Source organism: Microbacterium sp. GXS0129 (assembly GCF_044769785.1).
GTDB classification, from domain to species: Bacteria; Actinomycetota; Actinomycetes; order Actinomycetales; family Microbacteriaceae; genus Microbacterium; species Microbacterium nymphoidis.
On sequence record NZ_JBIZVZ010000002.1, the window covers coordinates 607,565 to 631,337 of the forward strand.

Annotated in this window: 21 protein-coding genes; 2 read left to right on the top strand and 19 right to left on the bottom strand. The window is 68.3% G+C overall.

Going from position 1 to position 23,773, the window contains the following annotated elements; all coding sequences use genetic code 11:
* Positions 1 to 64 precede the first annotated feature (64 nt).
* From hisD to murC, 14 genes are all read right to left on the bottom strand, one after another.
* Positions 65 to 1,369, bottom strand: coding sequence for a histidinol dehydrogenase (gene hisD / locus ACIQJ5_RS09285; RefSeq protein ID WP_402843438.1), 1,305 nt, complete (start codon positions 1,367 to 1,369; stop codon positions 65 to 67).
* A complete protein-coding gene (locus ACIQJ5_RS09290; protein ID WP_402843081.1) occupies positions 1,366 to 2,736 on the bottom strand; it encodes a hypothetical protein in 1,371 nt (456 codons plus the stop codon). Before ACIQJ5_RS09290 ends, hisD begins: the two co-directional genes overlap by 4 nt.
* Before the next feature lie 7 nt (positions 2,737 to 2,743).
* Positions 2,744 to 6,214, bottom strand: coding sequence for a DNA polymerase III subunit alpha (gene dnaE, locus ACIQJ5_RS09295; RefSeq protein ID WP_231092143.1), 3,471 nt, complete (start codon positions 6,212 to 6,214; stop codon positions 2,744 to 2,746).
* A gap of 107 nt (positions 6,215 to 6,321) precedes the next feature.
* The gene (locus ACIQJ5_RS09300; protein WP_231092063.1) at positions 6,322 to 7,425 is read right to left on the bottom strand and encodes a hypothetical protein; all 1,104 of its coding nucleotides are present in this window, start codon (positions 7,423 to 7,425) and stop codon (positions 6,322 to 6,324) included.
* The gene (locus ACIQJ5_RS09305; RefSeq protein ID WP_402843084.1) at positions 7,422 to 8,000 is read right to left on the bottom strand and encodes an RNA polymerase sigma factor; all 579 of its coding nucleotides are present in this window, start codon (positions 7,998 to 8,000) and stop codon (positions 7,422 to 7,424) included. Before ACIQJ5_RS09305 ends, ACIQJ5_RS09300 begins: the two co-directional genes overlap by 4 nt.
* Positions 8,001 to 8,065: 65 nt before the next feature.
* Positions 8,066 to 8,986, bottom strand: coding sequence for an RluA family pseudouridine synthase (locus ACIQJ5_RS09310; RefSeq protein ID WP_231092142.1), 921 nt, complete (start codon positions 8,984 to 8,986; stop codon positions 8,066 to 8,068).
* 2 nt (positions 8,987 to 8,988) lie between these two features.
* Entirely contained in the window at positions 8,989 to 9,816 is an 828-nt protein-coding gene (gene lspA / locus ACIQJ5_RS09315) for a signal peptidase II (RefSeq protein ID WP_402843086.1), read from the bottom strand.
* A gap of 10 nt (positions 9,817 to 9,826) precedes the next feature.
* Positions 9,827 to 10,459, bottom strand: coding sequence for a DivIVA domain-containing protein (locus ACIQJ5_RS09320; protein ID WP_402843089.1), 633 nt, complete (start codon positions 10,457 to 10,459; stop codon positions 9,827 to 9,829).
* Between the two features lie 91 nt (positions 10,460 to 10,550).
* Positions 10,551 to 10,865 carry a YggT family protein gene (locus ACIQJ5_RS09325; RefSeq protein WP_402843092.1) on the bottom strand — a complete coding sequence of 105 codons (315 nt, stop codon included), beginning with the start codon at positions 10,863 to 10,865 and terminating at the stop codon, positions 10,551 to 10,553.
* A gap of 7 nt (positions 10,866 to 10,872) precedes the next feature.
* Positions 10,873 to 11,355: a cell division protein SepF gene (locus tag ACIQJ5_RS09330; protein ID WP_231092059.1), complete on the bottom strand. Its 483-nt coding sequence runs from the start codon at positions 11,353 to 11,355 to the stop codon at positions 10,873 to 10,875.
* A gap of 35 nt (positions 11,356 to 11,390) precedes the next feature.
* Positions 11,391 to 12,077, bottom strand: coding sequence for a YggS family pyridoxal phosphate-dependent enzyme (locus ACIQJ5_RS09335; protein WP_402843094.1), 687 nt, complete (start codon positions 12,075 to 12,077; stop codon positions 11,391 to 11,393).
* On the bottom strand, positions 12,074 to 13,234 hold the full coding sequence (gene ftsZ, locus ACIQJ5_RS09340) for a cell division protein FtsZ (protein ID WP_231092057.1): 1,161 nt from the start codon (positions 13,232 to 13,234) through the stop codon (positions 12,074 to 12,076). Before ftsZ ends, ACIQJ5_RS09335 begins: the two co-directional genes overlap by 4 nt.
* A 172-nt stretch (positions 13,235 to 13,406) precedes the next feature.
* On the bottom strand, positions 13,407 to 14,633 hold the full coding sequence (locus ACIQJ5_RS09345; protein WP_402843098.1) for an FtsQ-type POTRA domain-containing protein: 1,227 nt from the start codon (positions 14,631 to 14,633) through the stop codon (positions 13,407 to 13,409).
* A 2-nt stretch (positions 14,634 to 14,635) separates the two neighbouring features.
* Entirely contained in the window at positions 14,636 to 16,036 is a 1,401-nt protein-coding gene (gene murC / locus ACIQJ5_RS09350; RefSeq protein ID WP_402843101.1) for a UDP-N-acetylmuramate--L-alanine ligase, read from the bottom strand.
* Between the two features lie 118 nt (positions 16,037 to 16,154).
* Here murC and ACIQJ5_RS09355 point away from each other — a divergent pair, with 118 nt between their 5' ends.
* Positions 16,155 to 17,006 carry a hypothetical protein gene (locus ACIQJ5_RS09355; protein WP_231092054.1) on the top strand — a complete coding sequence of 284 codons (852 nt, stop codon included), beginning with the start codon at positions 16,155 to 16,157 and terminating at the stop codon, positions 17,004 to 17,006.
* Positions 17,003 to 17,356 carry a GntR family transcriptional regulator gene (locus ACIQJ5_RS09360; RefSeq protein WP_231092053.1) on the top strand — a complete coding sequence of 118 codons (354 nt, stop codon included), beginning with the start codon at positions 17,003 to 17,005 and terminating at the stop codon, positions 17,354 to 17,356. Before ACIQJ5_RS09355 ends, ACIQJ5_RS09360 begins: the two co-directional genes overlap by 4 nt.
* Position 17,357: 1 nt before the next feature.
* Here the strand turns inward: ACIQJ5_RS09360 and ACIQJ5_RS09365 are convergent, their stop codons facing one another.
* From ACIQJ5_RS09365 to murF, 5 genes are read right to left on the bottom strand one after another with little or no spacing between them, the layout of a single operon-like run.
* Positions 17,358 to 18,431 carry a glycosyltransferase gene (locus ACIQJ5_RS09365; RefSeq protein WP_231092052.1) on the bottom strand — a complete coding sequence of 358 codons (1,074 nt, stop codon included), beginning with the start codon at positions 18,429 to 18,431 and terminating at the stop codon, positions 17,358 to 17,360.
* 41 nt (positions 18,432 to 18,472) lie between these two features.
* Positions 18,473 to 19,708 carry an FtsW/RodA/SpoVE family cell cycle protein gene (locus ACIQJ5_RS09370; protein WP_402843104.1) on the bottom strand — a complete coding sequence of 412 codons (1,236 nt, stop codon included), beginning with the start codon at positions 19,706 to 19,708 and terminating at the stop codon, positions 18,473 to 18,475.
* A 20-nt stretch (positions 19,709 to 19,728) separates the two neighbouring features.
* On the bottom strand, positions 19,729 to 21,231 hold the full coding sequence (murD, locus tag ACIQJ5_RS09375; protein WP_402843106.1) for a UDP-N-acetylmuramoyl-L-alanine--D-glutamate ligase: 1,503 nt from the start codon (positions 21,229 to 21,231) through the stop codon (positions 19,729 to 19,731).
* Positions 21,228 to 22,361, bottom strand: a complete 1,134-nt coding sequence (locus tag ACIQJ5_RS09380; protein ID WP_402843109.1) for a phospho-N-acetylmuramoyl-pentapeptide-transferase — start codon at positions 22,359 to 22,361, stop codon at positions 21,228 to 21,230. Before ACIQJ5_RS09380 ends, murD begins: the two co-directional genes overlap by 4 nt.
* Entirely contained in the window at positions 22,358 to 23,770 is a 1,413-nt protein-coding gene (gene murF, locus ACIQJ5_RS09385) for a UDP-N-acetylmuramoyl-tripeptide--D-alanyl-D-alanine ligase (RefSeq protein ID WP_402843111.1), read from the bottom strand. The genes ACIQJ5_RS09380 and murF overlap by 4 nt, the downstream gene beginning before the upstream one ends.
* Positions 23,771 to 23,773 lie beyond the last annotated feature (3 nt).

Genomic DNA, 23,773 nt, shown 5'->3' on the forward strand with positions numbered 1-23,773 from the left:
GGCACACGCGGGTGCGCGCCGTCCCACCCGGGACGGCGCGCACCGAACTGCCAGGGTCCGCGTGTCAGGCGAAGCGTGCGGTGACCGCCTCGCCGTGCGCCGGCAGGTCCTCGGCGTTTGCCATGGCCACGATGTCGGAGTGCACCGCTTCCAGCGCCTCGCGGGAGTACTCGATGATCTGCTGCGGTCGCAGGAACGTGTGCGCGCCGAGGCCCGCGGCGAAGCGGGAGGAGCCGGCGGTCGGCAGGACGTGGTTCGAGCCGGCGAGGTAGTCCCCCAGGCTCACCGGCGACGAGGGTCCGATGAAGAGCGCGCCCGCGTTGGTGTATCCGGCGGCCGCGGCGGCGGCGTCACGGATGTGAAGCTCTAGGTGCTCCGGGCCGTAGGCGTTGCTGACGGCGCACGCGGCCTCGGGCGAGTCGACCAGCACGATCGCGGACTGCGGACCGGCCAGTGCGGCTCGAACGCGCTCCGCGTGCTTGGTGCTTCCCACCCGCGCGTCGACCGCAGCGACGACGGCGTCGGCGAGCGCTGGAGAGTCGGTGACGAGCACCGCGCCTGCCTGCTCGTCGTGCTCGGCCTGGCTGACCAGGTCGGCGGCGACGAGAGCGGCGTCGGCGGTGTCGTCGGCCACGACGAGGATCTCCGTGGCGCCGGCTTCGGCGTCGATGCCCACCGTGCCGGAGACCACGCGCTTGGCGGCGGCCACGAAGTTGTTTCCCGGTCCGGTCACCACGTCCACCGGGTTCAGGCCGAGCGCGGAGACGCCGTGGGCGAGGGCGCCGATGGCACCCGCGCCGCCCACCGCATAGACCTCCTCGATGCCGAGGAGCGCCGCCGCAGCCAGGATGGTCGGGTGGACACGGCCCCCGTGCTCGCGCTGCGGTGGCGATGCCAGCGCGATGGAGGTCACACCTGCCACCTGAGCGGGGACGACGTTCATGACGACGCTCGAGGACAGCGCAGCCTTACCGCCCGGGACGTAGACGCCCACGCGGTTGACCGGCTGCCAGCGCTGCGTGACGCGGGCACCGTCGGCGATCTCGGTCACCTGCGGCGCGGGGACCTGCGCCGCAGAGGCCAGACGCACCCGGCGGATGGACTCCTCCAGCGCTGCCCGCACGGCGGGATCGACGGTCGCGAGCGCCTCATCCAGCTGCTCACGCGGCACGCGGATGGCGTGACCTTCGACTCCGTCGAAGCGCGCCGCCTGCTCGCGGAGGGCTTCCTCACCACGCGCGCGTACATCTGCGACGATCTCCGCCGCGACGACCTGCGCGTTCGCATGCGCGTCGGCGCCCCGGGGGACCACGGCGAGAAGTTCTGCGGGCGAGAGCTGCTGCCCGCGCAGGTCGATGGTGCGCATCAGTTTCTGATCACTCCGGTCAGGTCGGTGAGGAGTCCCACGCGCCCGTCCGCAGAGCGGACCAGCAGGCGGTCCCCGCGGTCTTCAAGGGCGAGCGTCCATGCGGACGGTCCCACGGGGAACATCGGACGACCCAACGGATCGACCGCGATGCGCTCCTCGGGGACGAGGATCCAGAAGCCCCGGTGCGCCGGAGATTCGGAACCGCTTCGTGCCCGGTCGCCCTCAGACTCCGTCTTCGCGTCGACACCTCCCGCGACTGCGGGCGCGTCCATCGGGGAGCCGGGGGCCGGGGCGGCCTCCCCCATGCTATCCGCCACGGGAGCGGCGCCCGTCCGGTGACCGTCATCGGCCGACGCGGAGCCGAAGGCCGCGGCGATGCCGTGGCCATCGTCGATTCGTGGGGAGGTGAGAGAGGCCTCGTCCATTCCACTTCCGATCACACGTGGGACCGGATGCCGAAACGGACCGGCAGCGGGGAACATGGTGACCGCACGAACCGGAGGCACCACGCCACGCGCGGCGTCCCCCGCGCTGACGAGGATCGCGTCGGTCCCGGCGACGGCTCTCTCCCCGGCTCGCGGGCGCAGCGGCCGATCGGAAGAATGGGCGAGGGCGGCCGGCCTGGACGTGAAGTCTTCGCGCAGACCCGGGATCAGCGAACCGGCCAGCCCGATCGCCACGAACCCGACGGCCAGCAGGCATCCGAACCAGGCCACGGGGCCCAGCGTCATCACGTTGAGCCACCCCAGCACCGCGCTGACCGATGCGGCCGCGATGAATGCGTCGACGCTGAACATGCCGACCCGCACCTGCGGCGCCCAGCAGCGACGCACGACGGTGAGGATGACGGCGCCGGCAGGCAGGGCGATGATCATCACCCAGAGCACGCCGAGAGCGATCACCGGATGATAGGGCCCGGGCGAGACCGAGACGAACCCGGCTGCGAGTTGCGCGAGACCCAGGACGACCACGAGCACCTCACGCAGCGTGAAGGTGCCGACCCGGAGCGGCTGGCGCGGCGGTGCGGCGACGACAGCGCTGAGATCGACCAGACTCTGCCACGGGTCGCCGGACGGGCGCGCATCAGCGGAGGAAGGCGCCGTCGGTGCCGCCGTGGCTGAGGTGGGAGCGGCGGAGGCCGCAGAGCCCGGTCCAGCCGTCGAGCGCTCTGAGGGGAGAGATCGCGACCGCTGGGCATCTCGCGCCTGTCCTGCAGCTCGGCGCCGCGCTCTCACCCGCTGCGGCGGAGCCGGGTTCGCCGCGGGACGCGCGCCGTCCATGTCGACCGGCGCGGGCACGCCACCCGGCGGTGACGGCGGCAGGGGTGCATAGGGGTTGCGGAACTCTCCGCCTGAGGAATCAGTCACCGTCTTCTCACCCCAGGCACTGCGGGCCGAGCAGCGATTTGAGCTCGCCGAACAGTTCTGCCGTGAGGCCGACGGAGTACGGCAGATCGAAGACCTTGGCGCTGCGTCCGCGGTGCATCTTCAGGATCACGTCCGTGTCCCCCGCGTTTCGGCGCAGGATGTCGGCGAGTTCCATCATCGCCCGCTCCGTCGCGCGTGCTTCCGAGAGCACCAGGGTGAGCTCTGAGCTGGCATCGAGGGAGCCGACGTCCGGTGTCATGGCGGATTGTGCGTGGATGTTCATACCGTCATCGCGCCGGGAGACCCGGCCACGGACCGCGAGGATCGAGTCGGCTTGGAGCGCGTGCTGGAACTCCAGGTAGGTCTTCCCCATGAACATGACCGTGATCTCACCGGAGAAGTCCTCGACCGTGATCATGCCGTAGGGGTTGCCGCTGGCCTTGGCCACACGGTGCTGCACGCTGGTGACGAGTCCCGCCACGGTGACCTGATCGCCGTCGTTGATGTCCTCGCTGCTGAGCAGCGTCTCGATCCCGATGGACGCGTGCTTGGCGAGGGCCATCTCCAATCCCGCCAGCGGGTGATCGGAGACGTAGAGGCCGAGCATCTCGCGCTCGAACGCCAGCTTGTCCTTCTTCGTCCACTCCGGTCGCTCCGGGACGTAGGAGGTGGTGGAGGTCTCGTCCTCGCCCAGCAGGCTGTCGAAGTCGAAGCCGATCGCCCCGGTGGCGGCCTTGCGTTTGTCGGCCACCGCAGCATCGACCGCGTCCTCGTGGATCTCCATCAGGGCGCGGCGGGTATAGCCCATCGAGTCGAAAGCGCCTGCCTTGATCAGCGATTCCACGGTGCGCTTGTTGGCTGCATGGGCGGGAACGCGCTTGAGGAAGTCGTGGAATGAGAGGTACGGACCGTCGGCGCGGGCCTCGACGATTCCATCCACCACGTTGGAGCCGACGTTGCGCACCGCTCCGAGGCCGAAGCGGATGTCCTCACCGACGGCGGCGAAGTACTTGATGGACTGCGAGACATCCGGTGGCAGCACCTTGATGCCCATCCGGCGGCACTCGTTGAGATACAGGGCCATCTTGTCCTTGGAGTCGCCGACGCTGGTGAGCAGCGCCGCCATGTACTCGGCGGGATAGTGGGCCTTGAGGTATGCCGTCCAGTACGAGACCAGGCCGTAGGCGGCGGAGTGGGCTTTGTTGAAGGCGTAGTCCGAGAACGGGAGCAGGATGTCCCAGAGCGCCTTGATGGCGCCCTCGCCGAAGCCGCGCTCCACCATGCCGTCGTGGAAGCCCTCGTACTGCTTGTCCAGCTCCGACTTCTTCTTCTTACCCATCGCCCGGCGGAGGATGTCTGCCTGCCCGAGAGAGAAGCCCGCCACGCGCTGGGCGATGGCCATGACCTGCTCCTGGTAGATGATCAGACCGTAGCTGATGTCCAGGATGTCCTTCAGCGGCTCCTCGAGCTCCGGGTGGATCGGGGTGACCGGCTGCAGACCGTTCTTGCGCAGGGCGTAGTTGGTGTGCGAGTTGGCGCCCATCGGCCCCGGACGATACAGCGCGATGACGGCGGAGACGTCTTCGAAGTTGTCCGGCTTCATGAGCCGGAGCAGTGAGCGCATGGGCCCGCCATCGAGCTGGAAGACACCGAGTGTGTCACCGCGGGCCAGCAGGTCGTAGGACGCCTTGTCGTCGAGCGGGAGGTGTTCGAGATCGAGCGTCTCCCCCCGGTTCGCGGTGATGTTGTCCAGCGCATCGGAGATGATCGTGAGGTTTCGCAGCCCCAGGAAGTCCATCTTGATCAAGCCGAGCGATTCGCACGCCGGGTAATCGAACTGGGTGACGATCTGGCCATCCTGCTCGCGCTTCATGATGGGGATGATGTCGATCAGGGGGTCCGAGGACATGATCACACCGGCAGCGTGCACACCCCACTGTCGCTTGAGGTTCTCGATGCCCAGTGCGGTGTCGAACACAGTCTTGGCCTCGGGGTCGCTGTCCACGACCGCGCGGAACTCGCTCGCCTCCTTGTAGCGTGGGTGCTCCGGGTCGTACATGCCGGTCAGCGGCATGTCCTTTCCCATCACCGCCGGGGGCATCGCCTTGGTGAGCTTCTCCCCCATGCTGAAGGGGAAGCCGAGCACGCGGCCGGCGTCCTTGAGGGCCTGCTTGGCCTTGATCGTGCCGTAGGTGACGATCTGCGCGACGCGCGCATCGCCGTACTTCTCGGTGACGTAGTTGATCACCTCGGTGCGGCGACGGTCGTCGAAGTCGACGTCGAAGTCGGGCATCGACACGCGATCGGGGTTCAGGAAGCGCTCGAAAATGAGGCCGTGCGGCAGCGGGTCGAGGTCTGTGATCCGCATCGCATAGGCAGCCATGGAGCCTGCACCGGAGCCACGACCGGGACCCACCCGGATGCCGTTGTCCTTGGCCCAGTTGATGAAGTCGGCGACCACAAGGAAGTAGCCGGGGAACTTCATCTGGGTGATGATGCCCACCTCGTAGTCGGCCTGCTTGCGCACGTCATCCGGGATGCCGTCCGGGTAGCGGTAGTGCAGTCCCTTCTCGACCTCCTTGATGAACCAGCTCTCCTCCGTCTCCCCTTCGGGAACCGGGAATCGAGGCATGTAGTTCGCCTCGGTGTCGAACTCCACGTTGCAGCGCTCCGCGATCAGCAGCGTGCTTTCGACGGCCTCCGGGTGATCGCGGAACAGATCGCGCATCTCGGCCGCGGACTTCAGGTAGTAGCCGTCTCCGTCGAACTTGAACCGCTTCGGATCGTCCAGAGTGGAGCCGGACTGCACGCACAGCAGAGCGGCGTGAGCATCCGCATCGTGCCGGTGCGTGTAGTGAAGGTCGTTGGTGCCGACGAGCGGGATGTTGAGGTCCTTCGCGATCTTCAGCAGATCGCCCATGATCCGGCGCTCGATGTCCAGGCCGTGATCCATGATCTCGGCGAAGTAGTTCTCCTTGCCGAAGATGTCCTGGAACTCCGCGGCGGCCGCCCGCGCCTCGTTGTACTGCCCCAGTCGCAGACGCGTCTGGATCTCCCCCGACGGACAGCCGGTCGTGGCGATGAGGCCCTCATGGTAGGTGTTCAGCAGCTCACGGTCCATGCGGGGCTTGAAGTAGTAGCCCTCGATGCTGGAGAGCGAGCTCAACCGGAACAGGTTGTGCATACCGGTGTTGTTCTCGGCCCAGATCGTCATGTGCGTATAGGCACCGGATCCGGAGACATCATCGGACTGCTGCTCGGCCGTACCCCACCGGATTCGCGTCTTGTCGCTGCGGTGGGTGCCGGGGGTGACGTACGCCTCGATGCCGATGATCGGCTTCACGCCGCCGGCCTTCGCGGTCTTGTAGAACTCGAAGGCTCCGAAGGTGTTGCCGTGATCGGTGACGGCGATGGCCGGCATGCCCTGTTTCTCGGCCTCCGCGACCATCGCCCCGAGGCGCGCCGCCCCGTCCAGCATGGAGTATTCGCTGTGGACGTGGAGGTGCACGAAGGAGTCGCTTGTCACCCTCCGAGCCTACCCGCCGCCGCGGACATGCGAGCCGGCGGCGGGCGGCTCACCGCGCGTCAGTAGGCGGTATCGGGCGCCGAGTCCACGAACGTCCCGCTCAGCTCACGATGGAGGTCGGGAATGTCGTCAGGCGTGCCGAGCAGCAACGACGCCCGCCCCCACCACCAGTCGGAGGCGACGACTTGCCCTGTCTCGGTGTCGATGGTCAGCCGGAACCGCTTGCCCGGCTCAGGGGTCGGCTCGCGCCACTCGATGACGGCCGTCCCTGCGGAGGATTCCAGCAGTTCGGCATCCGGCAAGAGCCGTGCAGCTTCGAACAACGCCGCCTGGAGATCAGCCGGCGCGTACCCCATGCAGAGCGTGTGCAGGATCACCCACCCCGCATCGTCGCCGCGTTCCTGGGTGATCAGGTCCAGCAGCGCCTGCGGGTCGCGCGGAAGATCCGCGAAGCGCGAGGGCCGCAGCACGTAGTACGCCCAGTTGGGCAGGTAGCTGGACGCCTGCCCGATCGAGTTCGAGAAGTCGGGCACCGGGGTCGCGCGATCTTCACGCCCCCACAGGGCCTCTCGTGTCGGTGTGCCCGCCACCTGCCTGATCCAGGTGCCATCGCCTTCCATCGGCAGATACAGATTCCATCTCATCGTGTCGAGAGTCGCGACATCGACGTACTCCGGATCCGCCAGATCACCGAGACTCGTGCCGTCTTCGGTGTGACCCTCCTGCGTCAGCGCGGTCTCGGTGACCTCGACACGGCGAAATCCCGAAGTCGGCACTGCCGACGACGCAGCGGCCTGCGCGGCCTGCGCCAGCACGCCCGTCACCGTGGGCGGTGCGGGTGCGGGCTGCGTCGTCGGCGCGGGCGTCGCCGTCGGCTGTGCCGGCGGATCGGTCGGCGTCGGAGACGATATCGGCACAGGCGCCGATTCGGTCACAGCCATCGGCGCGGGAGCGGGTGCCGGGTTCAGCGCGAGCACGGTCACCGTTCCGGCGACGGCGGCCGTGGCGGTGGCAACCAGACCCACGCGTAGCGCCAACCGCCCGCGCGGCGCCGGGCGCCGGGTGAGCTCCTGAAGGAGCACCGCTCTGTTGCGCCGAAGACGCTGCTCGTCGGCTTCATCCGACGGCAGGATCCGCCGCAGGTCGTCCAGGATGTCGTTCATTCCGTGCCCTCCGATTCTGTGCTGACCAACGCGGCGCGCGGAACGCCATGTGCGGCGATGTGACGTCTGACCCGGTTCAGCCGGGAGCGGATCGTGCCGACGGGCACACCGAGTGCCCGAGCGATCTCGTCGTACGTCAGCTCGCCGGTCGCGTACAGCAGAAGTGCTTCGCGATCACGCATCGACAACGACCCGATCGCGGGCGCCAGCCGAGCGAGTTCCCGGCGAGCGTCCAGCGCCCTATCCGATCCCTCGGTGTCGTCGCCCGGCTCCTCTCGCCAGGCGGGAAGCTGCGCCAGCACACGCCAATGGCGCGCCTCTTGGGCACGATGCCGGCGCACCATGTTGGACGCGATGCCGAACAGCCACGGCAGGGCGCTCTCCTGACGCAGGTCATAGGCGCTCAGCCGGCGAAAGGCGGTGAGGAACGTCTCATTGACGATGTCGTCCGCCGCATGTTCGCCCACCCGCCGGATCGCGAAACCCGTGATCGGCCGTGCATGCCGGTCGTACAGCTCGGCGAAGGCCCGCGCGTCGTCGCGGGATCTCCGGATGATGTCACTGTCTGTGCTCACACCAGTGCTTCACTCGCAGGACCGCGATGGTTCATACACAGATTCCCGGGCGTGTCGCACACCAACTACGTCGAGGCGAGAATGTCCAGCGCGTGCTGCAAATCGGCGGGATAGGGCGACTCGAAGGTGACCCAGTCACCGGTTCCCGGATGCTCGAACGCCAGGCGATGTGCATGCAGCCACTGCCGGCCGAGGCCGAGCCGCGCGGCGAGCTTCGGATCCCCGCCGTAGAGCGGATCGCCGACCAGGGGGTGCTTCATCGCCGCCATGTGAACCCGGATCTGGTGCGTGCGCCCGGTCTCCAGGTGGATCTCCAGCAGCGAAGCGCCGACGAAGGCCTCGAGGGTCTCGTAGTGCGTGACGGAGTCTTTCCCCTCGGGACGCACGGCGAACTTCCACGAGTGTGCGGGATGCCGTCCGATCGGAGCATCGATGGTTCCTGCCAGCGGATCCAGGTAGCCCTGCGCGATGGCGTGGTAGACCTTCTCGACGGTGCGATCCTTGAACGCGCGTTTGAGCAGGGTGTACGCACGTTCGGACTTCGCGACCACCATGAGCCCGCTGGTTCCGGCATCGAGGCGATGCACGACCCCCTGGCGCTCCGGTGCTCCGGAGGTCGCGATGCGGAAGCCGGCGGCGGCGAGCGCGCCCACGACCGTGGGGCCGTCCCAACCCAGCGAGGGATGGGCGGCCACGCCCGCGGGCTTGTCCACGACGACGATGTCGTCATCGTCGTGGATGATCCCCAGCTCGGGGACCGCTGTGGGCACGACCTCCAGGTCGCGCTTGGGCTCCCACGCCACATCGAGACGGGCACCCGCCCCCACGCGGTCGGACTTGCCTACGGGGCGGCCGTCCACGAACACGCCACCGGACTCCGCGATCTCCGCAGCGAATGTGCGGGACACGTCGATGAGTCGCGCCAGCACGGCGTCGACGCGCGATCCGTCCGCGTCGCCGTCGATGACGAACGAGCGTGACTCCACGCTCACGCGTCGTGACGCGCCGGAAGGGTGTCCGGGTTCTCGGGGGCGCTCTCGGTAGCGGTGTCCGCGGCGTCGGCGTCCTGGGCGTCGACGTCCGACAGCTCCTCGGCGACGGCGGCCTGCTCTTCGGCGAGGGCTTCGGCCTCAGCCTCTTCGCGACGGTTCTCGGTCATCTTCGTGGTCCCTTCCGACGTCGACTGCGCGGCCAAGCGGTCACGGCGCTCGCGTCGACTCTCATAGCGATCCTCGTCGTCGATCGCCCCGAGCACCAGTCCGCTCCCCGTGGCCTGCACGCTCGCTTTAGCGGCATCGGGCTTCGCTTCGCGCGTGCCGTCCATGCGAACGCCGACGAGCACGATGATCGCGATCGAGATCATGCTGGTCACGATGAACATGTCCGCCACGTTGTAGATGGCGGGCATCATCCATGGCGTGTTGATGAAGTCGACCACGTGTCCGACGAGGAATCCGGGTGCGCGGAACAGGCGGTCGGTGAGATTGCCGAGCACGCCGCCCAGCAGAGCGCCGAGAACCACGGCCCAGAGCCGGGACTTCACGCGCGTGAACATCAGCACGATGATCGCGATGGCGACGCCAGCCAGGGCCAGCGAGAAGATCCAGGTGACGCCCTCGCCCATCGAGAACGCGGCACCGGGGTTGAAGGTCAGCGTGAAGCGGAGGAACTCGCCGATGACGTTGACCCACACCCCTTCCTGCAGGTTCTGCAGGACGAGGTGCTTGGTGAACTGGTCGGCGGCCAGCGCCACCACCGCGATGATCGCGATGATCGCACTGGCCGCCGCCCGAGGAAGTGGCTTCCTGACGGTCATCCGTTCAGGATCAGAGGCCGACGGCGGACACCGGCGTGGTGCCGGATGCGCTGCCGGAGGTGTCGAGGTCCTTCAGCTGGCCCTCGATGTACTTGCGCAGGTTCGAACGGTAGTCGCGCTCGAAGCCGCGGAGCTCCGTGATACGGCCCTCGAGGGTCTTGCTCTCCTCGTTGAGGCGTGCGATCTCCTGACGGCTCTTCTCCTCGGCGTCCGCAATGATCTTCGCAGCCTGAGCCTGAGCGTCGGAGATGAGCTGGTCGCGCTGGGCCTTGCCCTCGGCGACGTGCTCGTCGTGCAGGCGCTGTGCAAGTTCGATGATGCCTGCGCTGGCAGCAGCGGGCTGGCCGGCGGCAGCAGGTGCCTCGATGGGCTCCGGCTCGGGAGTGGGCTCGACGACAGGTGCGGGCTCCTCGGCAGCGGGAGCAGCGGCGACAGGAGCGGCCTCGGCCGGAGCGGCAGCAGCGAGTTCACCGGACTCGTACTTGGCGAGCTTCGCCTTCAGCTCGGTGTTCTCCTCGATGGTCTTGCGCCACTCGACGACGATCTCGTCGAGGAAGTCGTCGACCTCGTCCGGGTCGAAGCCCTCCTTGAACCGGACGTGCTGGAACTGCTTGGTGACGACGTCATCCGGGGTCAATGCCATGATGGCTCCTCTTTCACTTCAGGAAGGTCAAGGTCCAGGTGCGATTCCATGGGACGCTCGCTCCGAGATTTCAGCATAGCTCCCCCACCCGTCAACCGGCCAAGACATCCCCGAGCACGCCGACGAAGGTGATCAGCACCAGGCAGAGGATGAAGGTCACGGTGAAAGACAGGTCGATCGCGACCGGTCCGAGACGCAGGGGTGGGATGAAACGCCGGAAGAACTTCAGCGGCGGATCGGTGATGGTGTAGACGATCTCCGCCAGCACGAGGCCGAAGCCCCGCGGACGCCATTCCCTGTTGAAGGCCGGAATGAGATCCAGCACCATGCGCGCGAGCAACGCCAGCAGGTACAGATTCAGCGCGAAGACGATGATCTTCGCGATGAGAGAGACCGCGAAACCCACTACGAGCTCAGGACTGCGAGAAGGCGTCGGCGTCGGCGTGTGCGATGCCGCCGTCGCCCGAGATCGCGATGTTCTCCGGCGAGAGCAGGAAGACCTTGTTGGTCACCCGCTCGATGCGACCGTACAGACCACTGGCGAGGCCGCTGGCGAAGTCGATGAGGCGACGCGCCTCCGCGTCCGACATCTGCGAGAGGTTCATGATGACCGGCACGCCGTCACGGAAGCTCTCGGCGATGCCCTGGACATCCTTGTAGGCCTTGGGGTGCACGGTCAGGATCTCACTGACCGGACCTGCCGCGGGCTGACGCACCACGGCCGGACGGCGCAGCGGAGTGACGGGTGCGGTGACGCCTGACTCTTCCACGATTTCCTCCCGGGCCACCTCACGCGGACGCTGGCGCACGGGCGCCTCCGCTGCGGGCTCCTCGTAGACTTCTTCCTCGTCGGCAAGACCGAGGTAGACCATCGTCTTCTTGAGCGGGTTCGACATCGCGTCCTCCGTGATTGTGCTCGTCTTGTTGCAGGTTATCCCCGGGCGGGTCGCTCGCCCGTGATTGCGGAACCGATCCGCAGGTGTGTCGCGCCGCAGGCGATCGCCTCGGCGAAGTCGTGACTCATCCCGGCGGAGATCCAACGTGCCTCCGGCGCGAGAGCCCGGACGCGCTCGGCGTATCCGGCGAGGCGACGGAACGCCGACGCGGGCGGCTCATCCAGCGGGGCGACCGCCATGATGCCGCGCAGGCGCAACGAGTCCAGCCCCAGCACATGCTCCGCCAAGGCGTCCAGCTCTTGCGGGGCCACCCCGCCACGGCCCGCGTCGTCGGTGAGGTTCACCTGCACCAGGACGTCCAGGACGTCTCCGTCCGCGGGAGCGGCGGCATGCAGTGCATCAGCGAGGCGGATGCGATCGACCGAGTGGACGACGGACGACGCCGCGCGGACCTGGCGCGCCTTGTTGGTCTGCGCCTGCCCGATGAAATGCCATCGCAGATCACCGAGGTCCGCCAGCTCGGCCCGCTTCGCGGTGAGCTCCTGCTGCCGGTTCTCACCGACGTCGCGGACGCCCAGCTCGGCCAGCTCGCGTACGAGCGAGGCCGGATGGAACTTCGTCACGACGATCCGTGTGACCTCAGAGGGCTGTCGCCCGGCGTCACGGATCGCGGCGGCGATCTGGCGATCGACGTCCGCGAGGCGTGACTGCAGCGTACTCACTTGAGGAAGTCGGGAATGTCGATGTCGTTGTCGTCGAACGCGGAGTCGAATCCGCCGAGGTCCGGCAGCACGGGAGTGGCGGGTGCCGGGGTGGCGCCCGCGGGTGCCGCCGACTCGGCCGGAGCCTTCTTCTCCTCCTCGGCGGGGGCTTTCTCCTCCTCTGCGGCGGGACGCTGGGCGACCGTGGGCAGCTCGAGGCGAGGCGTGGGCTCACCGGCATCGAAACCGGCGGCGATCACCGTGACGCGCACCTCGTCGCCGAGGGTGTCGTCGATGACCGTTCCGAAGATGATGTTGGCCTCGGGGTGCGCGGCTTCCTTCACCAGCTGAGCGGCATCGTTGATTTCGAAGATGCCGAGGTTGGAGCCACCCTGGATCGACAGCAGCACGCCGTGGGCACCCTCGATCGACGCCTCCAGCAGGGGCGACTCGACGGCGAGCTCCGCAGCCTTGATCGCACGGTCGGCACCGCGCGCGGATCCGATTCCCATGAGGGCGGAACCAGCGCCCTGCATGACGCTCTTGACGTCGGCGAAGTCGACGTTGATGAGACCGGGCGTGGTGATGAGGTCGGTGATGCCCTGCACACCGGCCAGGAGCGCCTGGTCAGCCGTAGCGAAGGCCTCGATCATCGAGATGCCGCGATCGCTGATCTCCAGGAGGCGGTCATTGGGCACCACGATGAGGGTGTCCACCTCCTCCTTCAGCCGCGCGACACCCTGCTCGGCCTGCTGCTGACGACGCCGGCCCTCGAAGGAGAACGGCTTCGTGACGACACCGACGGTCAGGGCGCCGATCGACTTCGCGATCTTCGCGACGACGGGGGCGCCACCGGTACCGGTACCGCCACCCTCACCGGCCGTGACGAACACCATGTCGGCGCCGCGCAGCGCCTCCTCGATCTCGTCCGAGTGGTCTTCGGCGGCACGACGGCCCACCTCGGGGTCCGCTCCCGCGCCAAGGCCGCGGGTGAGCTCGCGCCCCACGTCCAGCTTGACGTCCGCGTCGCTCATCAGCAGCGCCTGGGCGTCCGTGTTGACCGCGATGAACTCCACGCCGCGCAGGCCGAGGTCGATCATGCGGTTGACGGCGTTGACGCCACCACCGCCGACGCCGACGACCTTGATCACGGCGAGGTAGTTCTGGTTCTGGCTCATGCCGGCCTCCGTGTCGTGTGAACCCTCTGGTAAACCTTCACCCTCAGGTAGAAGGTTAAAGTATTGCTGGGTATACATTTACCAGTCCTGACGGTATGCGCCTGCAACCGCTGTTGCCCTCATGCCACGCCGCGTGTCGGCCAGAACGGCCGCGACACGCGGGGTGCGGACGTCAGCGGACGACGACGGCGCTCGGCGATGAGACGTCGTACGTCGACACCTGACCGGGAGGGCTCGCCGTCATCGTGGCCGTCAGCACGCGTGCCTTCTCTGCCGAGCGGTCGCTGCCACCCCAGATCACGGTGACCCCGGAGTCGGCGAGAGTGAGAGTGACATCCTGCGCGGTGGTCGCGGAGACCGCCGTGACCGCCGGGCGGATGGTCTCGGGAAGCGAACGGATGATGAGACCCGCCGCGACGAAGGCCTCCGAGCCAGCCCCGCCGGCTGCGGAGATCACGGGCTGTCCCGGCGGCACCTCCGGGGTGGTCGACAGCGCGACGCCTGCAGCGTCCACCAGGGTGAATCCCGCGTCGGAGGCGATGACGCCCACCGGTGTGCGCTCCACGATGCGCAGCACCATCTCGTGCGGGGGGCGGGCTTCGATGGAATAGGTCTCCACCATCGGGAACCCCACCAGCGCCGCCTTCACCTCGCTGGCGTCGATCGCAGCCAGCGGGCGGCCAAGCTGGGACTGCAGCGACTGCTCGAGCGCCGTGGGATCGAGCGCGCTGGCCCCGACGACGGTCACCTTCTCGATGGCGAACAACGGACTGTATGCCGCAGCATAGGAGCCTCCCGCCACGACCACGAGCGTCGCGATCGAAACGATCCAGGCCAGTCGGCGGCGCCTGCTGTGCACCGTGAAACGACGCATCTCGGTGCGCAGCGCACGGCGACGGGCACGCGTGGCACGCCAGACGTCCCGCCAGCGCCCGCTCGCCTGCTCATCGGGCGAGTCGTCCGCGGCTTCCCGCTGTGCGCGACCGCGTCCGAACCGGCTACGAGGCCGATCCGCAGCGTCCGCTCCCTCGTTCTCCACCGGCTCCGGGCGAGCGGCGTCGAGATCGATCACGGGCGCATGGCCGAAGCGCCGCGCAGCACCGGTGCCGAATCCGGTGAACTCGTCGTCGCCCGCAGGGTCGCGCAGGTCGTCGAGCTCCTGCGTCTGATGCTCATCCGTCGCCGTCGACGGCGCGTCCACGGGAATGGGGGCGGCATCGTCCAGACTCACCCACGCGCGCACGTCCTCGTAGTCGACGGCGGTGTCCACGTCGTCCGGGCTCACGGACGCGTCGGCCCGCGACCGCGCAGCCGCCGGGGAAACCTCGTCGATGTCCGGCGTCGCGGGACGCTCCGGCTCGCGACGCGGCGGTCTCGGCGGCTGCTGCGGTCGACGCACGCTTAGTCCGCGTTCCGTCCGAGCGCGTTCAGCACCTGCGGAATGATCAAATTGACGTTTCCGCAGCCGAGGGTCACGACGATGTCGCCCTCGCGGGCGATCTCGCCGATGTAGTCCGCAGCGCCCTGCCAGTCCGGTTCGTAGTGCACGCGTGCGGGGTCGGCGAAGGCTCCGCTCACAAGCTCACCGGTGACCCCGGGGACCGGGTCCTCACGCGCGCCGTAGACGTCCAGCACCACGGTCAGGTCGGCGCGGTTCTCGAGCACCTCGGCGAACTCCGCGAACATGAGCTGCGTCCGGCTGTACGTGTGCGGCTGGTGCAGCGCGATGACGCGTCCTGAGCCGACGACCGTGCGGGCACCCGTCAGCGCCGCATCGACCTCGGTCGGATGGTGGGCGTAGTCGTCGAAGACGCGGACGCCGCGGACGGTGTCGTGAAGCTCGAAGCGTCGCGCCGTGCCCTGGAAGCCCTCCATCGCGCGCGCGGCGGCGGTGAAGTCGTGGCCGAGAGCGACGAGCACTGCCACGGCTCCCGTGGCGTTGACGGCGTTGTGCGCGCCGGTGACCGCGAGGCGGATCGACACCGTCTCCTCACGGTGGGTGATCGAGAAGGCCACGCCCTGCGTGGTGTCCACGTCGGTGATGCGGAAGTCCGCGTCGTCGGCGAACCCGAAGCTCAGCACCCGGGGATGACGCACGCGCGCGCGGACGGCGACGGCGCCAGGATCGTCGGAGGAGATCACCACGGCCTCGCGGGCCTCGTCGGCGAATCGCACGAAGGCGTCGTCGAACGCCGCCCGGGAGCCGTAGTGGTCCAGGTGATCGGGGTCGACATTGGTGATGAGCGCAACAGAGGTGTCGTAGAGCAGGAAGGTGCCGTCGGATTCGTCGGCCTCGATCACGAAGAGCTCGTCCGCGCCGCTCCCGCTGGAGACGCCCAGCTGCGCGATCACGCCGCCGTTCACGAACGCGGGGTCCTCCCCCAGTGCCTGCAGCGCCGTCACCACCATGCCGGTCGAGGTGGTCTTCCCGTGTGCGCCGGCGATCGACACCAGCCGGCGCCCCCCGATGAGCCAGTGCAGGGCCTGGGAGCGGTGGATCACGTGGAGCCCGCGCTCCTTGCCCAGCAGGAACTCCGGGTTCTCCGGCCAGATCGCCCCGGTGTGCACCACGGTGTCGACATCCTCGGCGAGGTTCGCGGCGTCGTGCCCGACGTAGACCGTGGCTCCCGCGTCCTCCAGGGCACGAAGGCCGGGGCTGTCGGCGCGGTCGGAGCCCGAGACACGGATACCACGGGCGAGGAACATGCGTGCCAATCCACTCATGCCGGATCCGCCGATGCCGATGAAGTGCGCGGCACGGATGTCATCCGGGATGGGAAGGCTCAAGTCGGGTCGAATCATTTCCGCTCCAGTCTAGATTCGGCCCTCCCCACCGGGGCTGAACGGCACACCCACCAACAGTTTGTGTTGACACAGAGCGCCGGATCCGTTTAGCTTTGTATTGACACAAGGAGGTCCGATGGAGCTGACAGGATTCGTCGTCACCTGCGGTGCCGCAGCGCTGGTCGCATTGCTTGTGACGCTGGGCGCAGCTCCGCGCTCGGTACAGCGCTTCGGGGACCGACGTGACCTGCCGCGACTGGCTCCCGCAGCCTTCGCAGCGGTGGTCCGCCAGCTCCGCACAAGCACTCTCTGGGCGATGGCCGCCATCGCCGTCTGCCTCGTCAGCGCGGTGAGCATCGCCTGGCATCTGGGGACAGACGTGTTCGCGGGCTGGGCGCTGTTGCTGCTCATCTATCCTGCGGTCGCCATCGCCACGGCGATCCACTCCGCCCTCCACCGGACTTTTCGCCCGGCCCCGGGCGGAAGTCGGGTGGCGCCCACGCGATCGCTCGGCATCGAAGACGCGGTACCGGCCCCCTACGCCGCTTTCCCCGACCGTCTGCTGTGGGTGGTGGTCGTCGCGGCCGTCGCCGCCACGATCGCGGTGAGCCTGACCTCCGCGTCCGCGCTGATCTGGGCCGTCGGAGTGATCTTGGCAGCGCTGGCAGCCATCTTGTTCGGCTTCCGGCTGCTGGAGCGCGCCGTACTCTCGCGGCCTCAGCCACTTCAGGACCGGAGCGAGCTCGCCTGGGACCGCGCGCTTCGCACCCAGACCCTGTTCATGCTGCGCCAGGTGCAGGCCGGAGTCGTCATCACGGCCATCGGGGCCGTCGTCGCCGTGCCGCTGGCCGGCGCCCTCGGCCCGGAAGCCGTGCCCGTATGCCTGGCCTTCAGCGCGGCCGGCGTGAACTTCGTCATCGCCGCCTATGCCATGCGCATCGATCAGTCCACCCCCGCCCCAGCCGCAAGAGGAGAGTCATCCGCATGATCACCATCGACCCCGCCGCGGGTACACCGCCGTTCGAGCAGCTGCGCGTGCAGATCATCGACGCCATCGCCACCGGTGAGCTTCCCGCGGGAGACAAGCTGCCCACGGTTCGCCGGCTGGCCGCTGACCTGGAGATCGCACCCGGCACCGTCGCGCGCGCATACCGCGAGCTCGAAGCAGCGGGACTGATCGAGACCCGCGGCCGCAACGGCACGTTCGTGCGGGCTCAGGGGGATGTCCGGATGCAGCGGGCCCAGGATGCGGCCGCGGGGTTCGCATCGCAGATTCGGGCGTTGCGTCTGGACCCGGCGGAGGCGCTCGAGCTGGTCAAGCGCGCTCTGCACGTCTGAATCAGGGAGCCAGGGCGGCGTCGATCAACTCGATCACGTTCTCGGTGCCTGTTCGCGTGCCGACCATCTCCGCGGCCGCCACCATGCGAGCGCGCGCAGCATCATCCTGAAGCAGCGGCACGATGCGCGAGCGGACCGCCTCCGCGGTGAACTCGGCGTTCTCGATCAGGATGGCCGCGCCCGCGGAGACGGCCGAGGCTGCGTTCAGCCGCTGTTCACCGTTTCCGACGGCGTACGGCACGTACGCAGCAGGAATTCCGAGGGCACTTACTTCACTCACCGTCGCCGCGCCGGAGCGCGAGACGATGAAGTCGGCCAGCGCGAAGGCGAGGTCCATGCGATCGAGGTAGGGAAACACGACGTACCCCGGCGCCTGAGGGTCCGTGACTGCCTTCCCCTCGCCGGTCGCGTGCAGCAACTGCCATCCGGCATCCAGGACCGCCTGCCACGCGCCCTCGATCGCGGTGTTGAGCTGGAGCGCGCCGAGGGACCCGCCGAATACCAGAAGCGTCGGCTTGGCGGCATCGAGACCGAAGTACTCCGCGGCCTGAGCGCGGGCGGCGGCCCGATCCAGCTCCACCACCTCGCGGCGCAGCGGCATGCCGACCAGCGCACCCCTCTTCAACGGCGTTCCCTCGAACGCCACGCCGACGCCGGACGCGCGGCGCGCGCCCAGCACGTTCGCCAGTCCCGGCTTGGCGTTCGCCTCGTGAACGATGAAAGGCACGCCGGCGCGCCGGGCCGCCACATATGCCGGCGCCGCCGCGTATCCGCCGAAACCCACGACGACATCGACACCGTGCTCACGGATGTGGGTGCGAACCTGGGCCACCGCGCGACGGAAACGGGCGGGGAACTTCACGGCGGCACCGTTCGGACGACGTGGGAACGGGACCTTGTCGACGAACAGCAGCTCGTAGCCGCGCTCCGGGACGAGCCGGGATTCCAGCCCCTCCCTGGTCCCGAGAACCAGCACGTGAGCCTCCGGGTCGCGTGCGCGCAGGCCATCGGCAACGGCGAGCAGCGGGTTCACGTGTCCGGCGGTTCCGCCGCCGGCCAGGAGGTACGTCGTCATACTCCGATCCTCCCACGACCGGCTGATCGTCGCGTGCGCCGTCAGTCCAGACGCTGGACAGGGGTGCGGGATGCGCGTGCGCGCTTCGCCGCGCCCGAGGCCGCTCCTCGCACCGGCAGGGTGCGAGCGAAGCTCAGCAGCACACCGCACGCGATCAGCACGGACAGCAGCGAGGTACCGCCCTGCGACAGGAACGGCAGCGGTACACCCAGAGCGGGGGCGAGGCGGAGGACCACGGCGATGTTCACGAGCGCCTGTCCGGTGATCCAGACGATGATCCCGCCCGAGACGATGCGGATGAACATGTCGTCGGTGCGGCGGATCATGCTGATCACGGCGAAGGTCAGGATGCCGAACAACAGGAGCACCACCACACAGCCGAGCAGCCCGAGCTCCTCCCCCACGATCGCGAAGATGAAGTCGTTCGCCTTGGCCGGCAGCCAGCCGTACTTCTCGGTCGAGTTTCCGAGTCCCACGCCGAAGAAACCGCCGTTGGCCAGTGCCCACAGGCCATGCTCTTGCTGGTAGCAGCGGGGATTGTCCACGCCGCAGGCCGGGTCGAGGAAGGCGGTGATGCGGTCGATGCGGTCCGGCTTGATGACGGACAGCGCAACGATGCCTGCCACGGCGAGGAGCACCGGAACGATCAGGATCCGCAGCTTCACGCCGGCGAAGTAGAGCGCGCCGAGCACCACCATCATGATGATCATGGCGGTGCCCAGGTCCTCGCCGCCGAGCACGCTGGCCAGCACGAGTACGACCACCGGGACCAGCGGAATGGCGAAATGGGTCCAGCGGTTCAGCAGCGCCTGCTTGCGTTCCAGGATGAAGCCGAGCCAGAGTGCCGTCGCGAGCTTCAGGAACTCCGAGGGCTGCGCCTGCACGAACTTCAGGTCGACCCAGTTCGTGTTCCCGTCCTGATGGATGCCCAGCGGCGTGAAGATCAGCATCTGGAATGCGACAGCCGCGATGATGATGGGCCAGGCCATGCGCTTCCAGAAGACCACGGGAAAGCGACTGAGCACGAACATCAACGGGATGCCGACCGCAGCGAACAGCCCCTGCTTGAACGCGGTGTCGAACGGCGACTCACCACTGCCGGCGCTGGTGGCCGACAGCACCATCACCCAGCCGAACACGGCCAGGAACAGCGACACGGCGGCGATGAGCACGAACTCGGTGGCCACCGGCTGGAAGATCCGTCCGAGCTTCACTCGCGCGGCGAGACCGCGCGGCCCGTCCGGGGAGGGCGACTGCGGCAGCCGTGTGGTCGCCATGCGCTCCTCCTGGTCTTTGTCTACTGGCCGTCGGTGATCCCGAAGCGGTTGCGGACCGCCTCGGCGAACTTCGCGCCGCGATCGTCGTAGCCGCGGAACTGATCGAAGCTGGCCGCTGCGGGAGCGAGCAGAACGGTCCCGCCCTCCTCGACCACCCCCGCAGCCAGTTCCACCGCGCGCGGCATGACCATCTCAGTGTCGGTCTCGTCCACTTCGAAAACCGGCACGTCGGGCGCGTGTCGTGCGAACGCCGCCACGATCTCCGACCGATCCGCACCGATCACCACGGCAGCGGCCGCGGAGGGGCCCCGGAGCGCGACCAGCTCGCTGATGTCCACACCCTTGAGCAGTCCGCCCAGCACCCACACCGCGCCCGGGTATGCCGCGAGGGAGGAGGACGCCGCATGGGGGTTGGTGGCCTTGGAGTCGTCGACCCACGTCACTCCGGAGACGCGCGCGACCACCTCGATGCGATGGGGGTCCAGCCGGAATGACAGCAGGGCGTCGTGCACCTGCTCCGGCGTTACCCCCAGCGAGCGTGCCAGTGCCGCTGCAGCGAGCGCATTGGCGACGATGTGCGGGGCTCCGAGGTCGTGGTCCGCCAGCTCGGCCACGGTCGCGAGCTCGAGCGCCGCGTGGCGGCGGTCATCCGTGAAGGCACGATCGACCAGAAGACCGTCGACGACACCGAGGTCGCTGAGACCGGGAACGCCGAGATCGAAGCCGATCGCGCGTGCGCCCTCGACGACGTCCGCATCCTCGACCATCTCGCGGGTGACGACATCGGCCTTGTTGTAGACGCACGCCACGCGCGTGTTGCGATACACGACCGCCTTGGCCTCGCGATACGCCTCGAACGAACCGTGCCACTGCAGGTGGTCATCGGCGAGGTTGAGGCAGACGGAGGCGTGCGGCACCGGGGCACCGACCCCCTCCGTGAGGCCCAGGTACCAGAGCTGGTGACTGGAGAGCTCCACGACCAGGACGTCGAAGCCGGCGGGGTCGCGGACGGCGTCCAGGATGGGGGTGCCGATATTGCCGCAGGGCGCTGCACGCAGACCGCCGGCAACGAGCATCGTCGCCGTCATCCGCGTCGTCGTGGTCTTGCCGTTGGTGCCGGTGATGAACACCCAGTCGGCGGGCACGCCGCCCTCGCGTGTGACCTTGTCGCGTACCCGCCAGGCCAGCTCGATGTCGCCCCACAGCGCGACACCCCTCTGCTGCGTCCAGCGGATCACGGGGTGGTGCGGGGGGAAGCCCGGCGAGGCGATCACGACCTCGGGCGCGAAGTCGAGGAGCTCCGCCGGCGGGGCGTCGAGAGGGCCGACGTGCAGACGGGCGCCGATCACCGGGACCAGGCGCGCGTATTCCTCGGCGGCCGCCTCAGTGACGACCAGGACCTCGGCGCCGAGTTCGGTGAGGGTGTCGGCGACGGAGAAGCCGGTGTCGGACAGGCCCAGCACCGCCACCCGGAGTCCCTTCCAGTCCGCGTACCAGCTGGTGAGGGAATCCAGACGACTCATGTGCGAGACAACCATTCGACGTAGAAGAGACCGATGCCCGAGACCGCGAGCACGCCCGCGATGATCCACATCCGCACCACGATGGTGGCCTCCGGCCACCCGCGGAACTCGAGATGGTGATGGAAGGGGCTGTTGAGGAAGAGGCGCTTACCCCGGGTGAGCTTGAAGTACACGCGCTGCAGGATCACCGAGCCGGACGCGAGCACGTAGACGCCCGCGATCAGGATCGACAGCAGCTCGGTGTGCGTGAGGACGGCCATCGCGGCGACGACGCCGCCGATCGCCATCGAGCCGGTGTCGCCCATGAAAACCTTCGCCTTGGGGGCGTTCCACCACAGGAAGCCGGCCAGCGCGCCGATGAAGGCGGCTGAGACGATCGCCAGTTCCATCGGATCACGGGTGTTGTAGCAGCCACCGTACGACGCGGGATCCAGTTCGGCGATGCAGCTCTGACGGGCCTGCCAGAACGCGATCAGGCTGTACGCGCCCACCACGAAGATCCCCGACCCCGCGGCGAGCCCGTCGAGGCCGTCGGCGAGGTTGGCGGAGTTCGACATCGCGATGCCGATGACGGAGATCCACAGCAGGTAGATGATCCAGCCGAGCGCCACGCCGATCCCGAGCACGGGAAGCCAGGAGCCGAGCGAGAAGGGATCCAGCAGCGGCAGATCACGAAACAGCGAGACCGCACTGGATCCGGGCGTGACACCGCGATCGTTCGGGAAGTTCAAGGCGCCGACGGCGAAGACCACCGCGACGAGCAGCTGTGCCGCGATCTTTCGCCATCCGGACAGTCCGAGACTGTTCTGGCGCTTCACCTTCAGGTAGTCGTCGATGAAGCCGACCGCTCCGAAGCCCAGCATCATCCAGAGCACCAGCAGACTCGACGGCGTGGGCGGGAAGTCACCCGCGTAGCTGCCGACGAAGTAACCCACCAAGGTGCCGAGGATGAAGATGAGCCCACCCATCGACATCGTTCCGCGCTTCGCGGCGTGCTGCGGGTTGTTCATGGCCTCCGGCGTGCGGATGACCTGGCCCCAGCCCCAGCGCTCGTACCACTTGAGGAACACCGGTGTCAGCAGCAGCGTGAACGCCATGGAAATGGCGGCGGCAGAGAGCAGTGACCTCACGAGAACGATTCTCCCATGCGGTCGCCCAGGAAACGCAGTCCCGCGGAGTTGGAGGACTTCACCAGGACACGGTCCCCGTCGCGCAGCTCACCCATGAGGTAGTCGTACGCTTCGTCGGCAGTCTCGAAGAACACCGCTTCGCCGTCCCAGGATCCCTCCGCGATCGCGGAGAGGTAGAGACGACGGGCATCACGGCCCACCACGACGATGCGCTCGAAACGCAACCGGACGGCCAGCAGTGCCACCTCGTCATGGGCGTCGCCGGCGAACTCGCCCAGCTCGCTCATCGCGCCGAGCACCGCGACCTTGCGCTGACCGGGCTCGGTGATCTGCGCGAGGGTGCGCAGCGCCGCCGCCATCGAGTCGGGGCTCGCGTTGTATGCGTCGTTGATGATGCGCACGCGGTCGCTGCCCAGCGGCTGCATACGCCATCTCTCCGCGATGCTGACCGTCTCCAGCCGCGCGATGGCGTCGGGGACCGTGACGCCGAGCTCGCGGGCTGCGGCGATCGCGGCGATCGCGTTCATGACGTGATGGGCCCCGAGCACCTGGAGGTGGACGCGGTGCGATTCGCCGTCCACAGTGACGGTGAAGCCCGTGCCGTTCGCGGTGACCTCCACGTCGGAGGCGCGAAGGTCCGCTCCCGCCCCGTGTCCGAACCACACGACGCGCTCGTCGTTCTCTGCGGCGATCTCGGCCATCGTGGCGACGCGAGCATCGTCGATGTTCAGCACCGCGGTGCCGCCCGCGCGCACGGCGGCGATGAGACGGCCCTTCTCGTAGACGGTGCGCTCGATGCCGCCGAAGCCACCGGCGTGCGCCATGCCGACCATCAGCACGACGCCGACGTCCGGGGTGACCAGACCTGCCAGGCGGGCGATCTCCCCCGGACCGGACGCGCCGAACTCGCTCACCAGGAATCGGGTGCTCTCTCGGACGCGGAGCATCGTGAGCGGCGCGCCCACCTCGTTGTTGAAGGAGGCGACCGGCGCCACCGTCTCGCCCTCCTCCTCGAGGATGCGCGCCAGGAGGTTCTTCGTGGTGGTCTTCCCGTTGGATCCGGTGATCCCGACAATGCGCAGATCGCCGTGTGCGCGCACACGGGAGACCACCTCGCGCGCCAGGTCGGCGAGCGCGGCGACCACGTCCGCCACGACCAGCTGGGTGATCTCGACATCCACGACGTGGTCGACGATGGCGACGGCGGCCCCGTTGTCGAGTGCGGCACCCACGAAGTGGTGTCCGTCGGTCTGCTCACCGGGCTTCGCGACGAAGATGCCGCCCGCCGTGATGAGCCGGGAGTCGGTGTCTACCGCTCCCGAGACGACGGTGGCTGCGGTGTGCTCACCGTGAAGGTGGAGGACCGCGCCGATGGCGTGGCCGATCTCCGCGAGCGTGAGTGCGATCATGTG

Excerpts from the sequence above, each read along its gene's own strand:
- dnaE (WP_231092143.1), bottom strand. The coding sequence starts at position 6,214 with ATGCTGGACGGGGCGGCGCGCCTCGGGGCGATGGTCGCGGAGGCCGAG.
- ACIQJ5_RS09300 (WP_231092063.1), bottom strand. The coding sequence starts at position 7,425 with ATGAACGACATCCTGGACGACCTGCGGCGGATCCTGCCGTCGGATGAA.
- lspA (WP_402843086.1), bottom strand. The coding sequence starts at position 9,816 with ATGACCGTCAGGAAGCCACTTCCTCGGGCGGCGGCCAGTGCGATCATC.
- ACIQJ5_RS09320 (WP_402843089.1), bottom strand. The coding sequence starts at position 10,459 with ATGGCATTGACCCCGGATGACGTCGTCACCAAGCAGTTCCAGCACGTC.
- ACIQJ5_RS09330 (WP_231092059.1), bottom strand. The coding sequence starts at position 11,355 with ATGTCGAACCCGCTCAAGAAGACGATGGTCTACCTCGGTCTTGCCGAC.
- ftsZ (WP_231092057.1), bottom strand. The coding sequence starts at position 13,234 with ATGAGCCAGAACCAGAACTACCTCGCCGTGATCAAGGTCGTCGGCGTC.
- murC (WP_402843101.1), bottom strand. The coding sequence starts at position 16,036 with ATGATTCGACCCGACTTGAGCCTTCCCATCCCGGATGACATCCGTGCC.
- ACIQJ5_RS09355 (WP_231092054.1), top strand. The coding sequence starts at position 16,155 with ATGGAGCTGACAGGATTCGTCGTCACCTGCGGTGCCGCAGCGCTGGTC.
- ACIQJ5_RS09360 (WP_231092053.1), top strand. The coding sequence starts at position 17,003 with ATGATCACCATCGACCCCGCCGCGGGTACACCGCCGTTCGAGCAGCTG.
- ACIQJ5_RS09365 (WP_231092052.1), bottom strand. The coding sequence starts at position 18,431 with ATGACGACGTACCTCCTGGCCGGCGGCGGAACCGCCGGACACGTGAAC.
- ACIQJ5_RS09370 (WP_402843104.1), bottom strand. The coding sequence starts at position 19,708 with ATGGCGACCACACGGCTGCCGCAGTCGCCCTCCCCGGACGGGCCGCGC.
- murD (WP_402843106.1), bottom strand. The coding sequence starts at position 21,231 with ATGAGTCGTCTGGATTCCCTCACCAGCTGGTACGCGGACTGGAAGGGA.
- murF (WP_402843111.1), bottom strand. The coding sequence starts at position 23,770 with ATGATCGCACTCACGCTCGCGGAGATCGGCCACGCCATCGGCGCGGTC.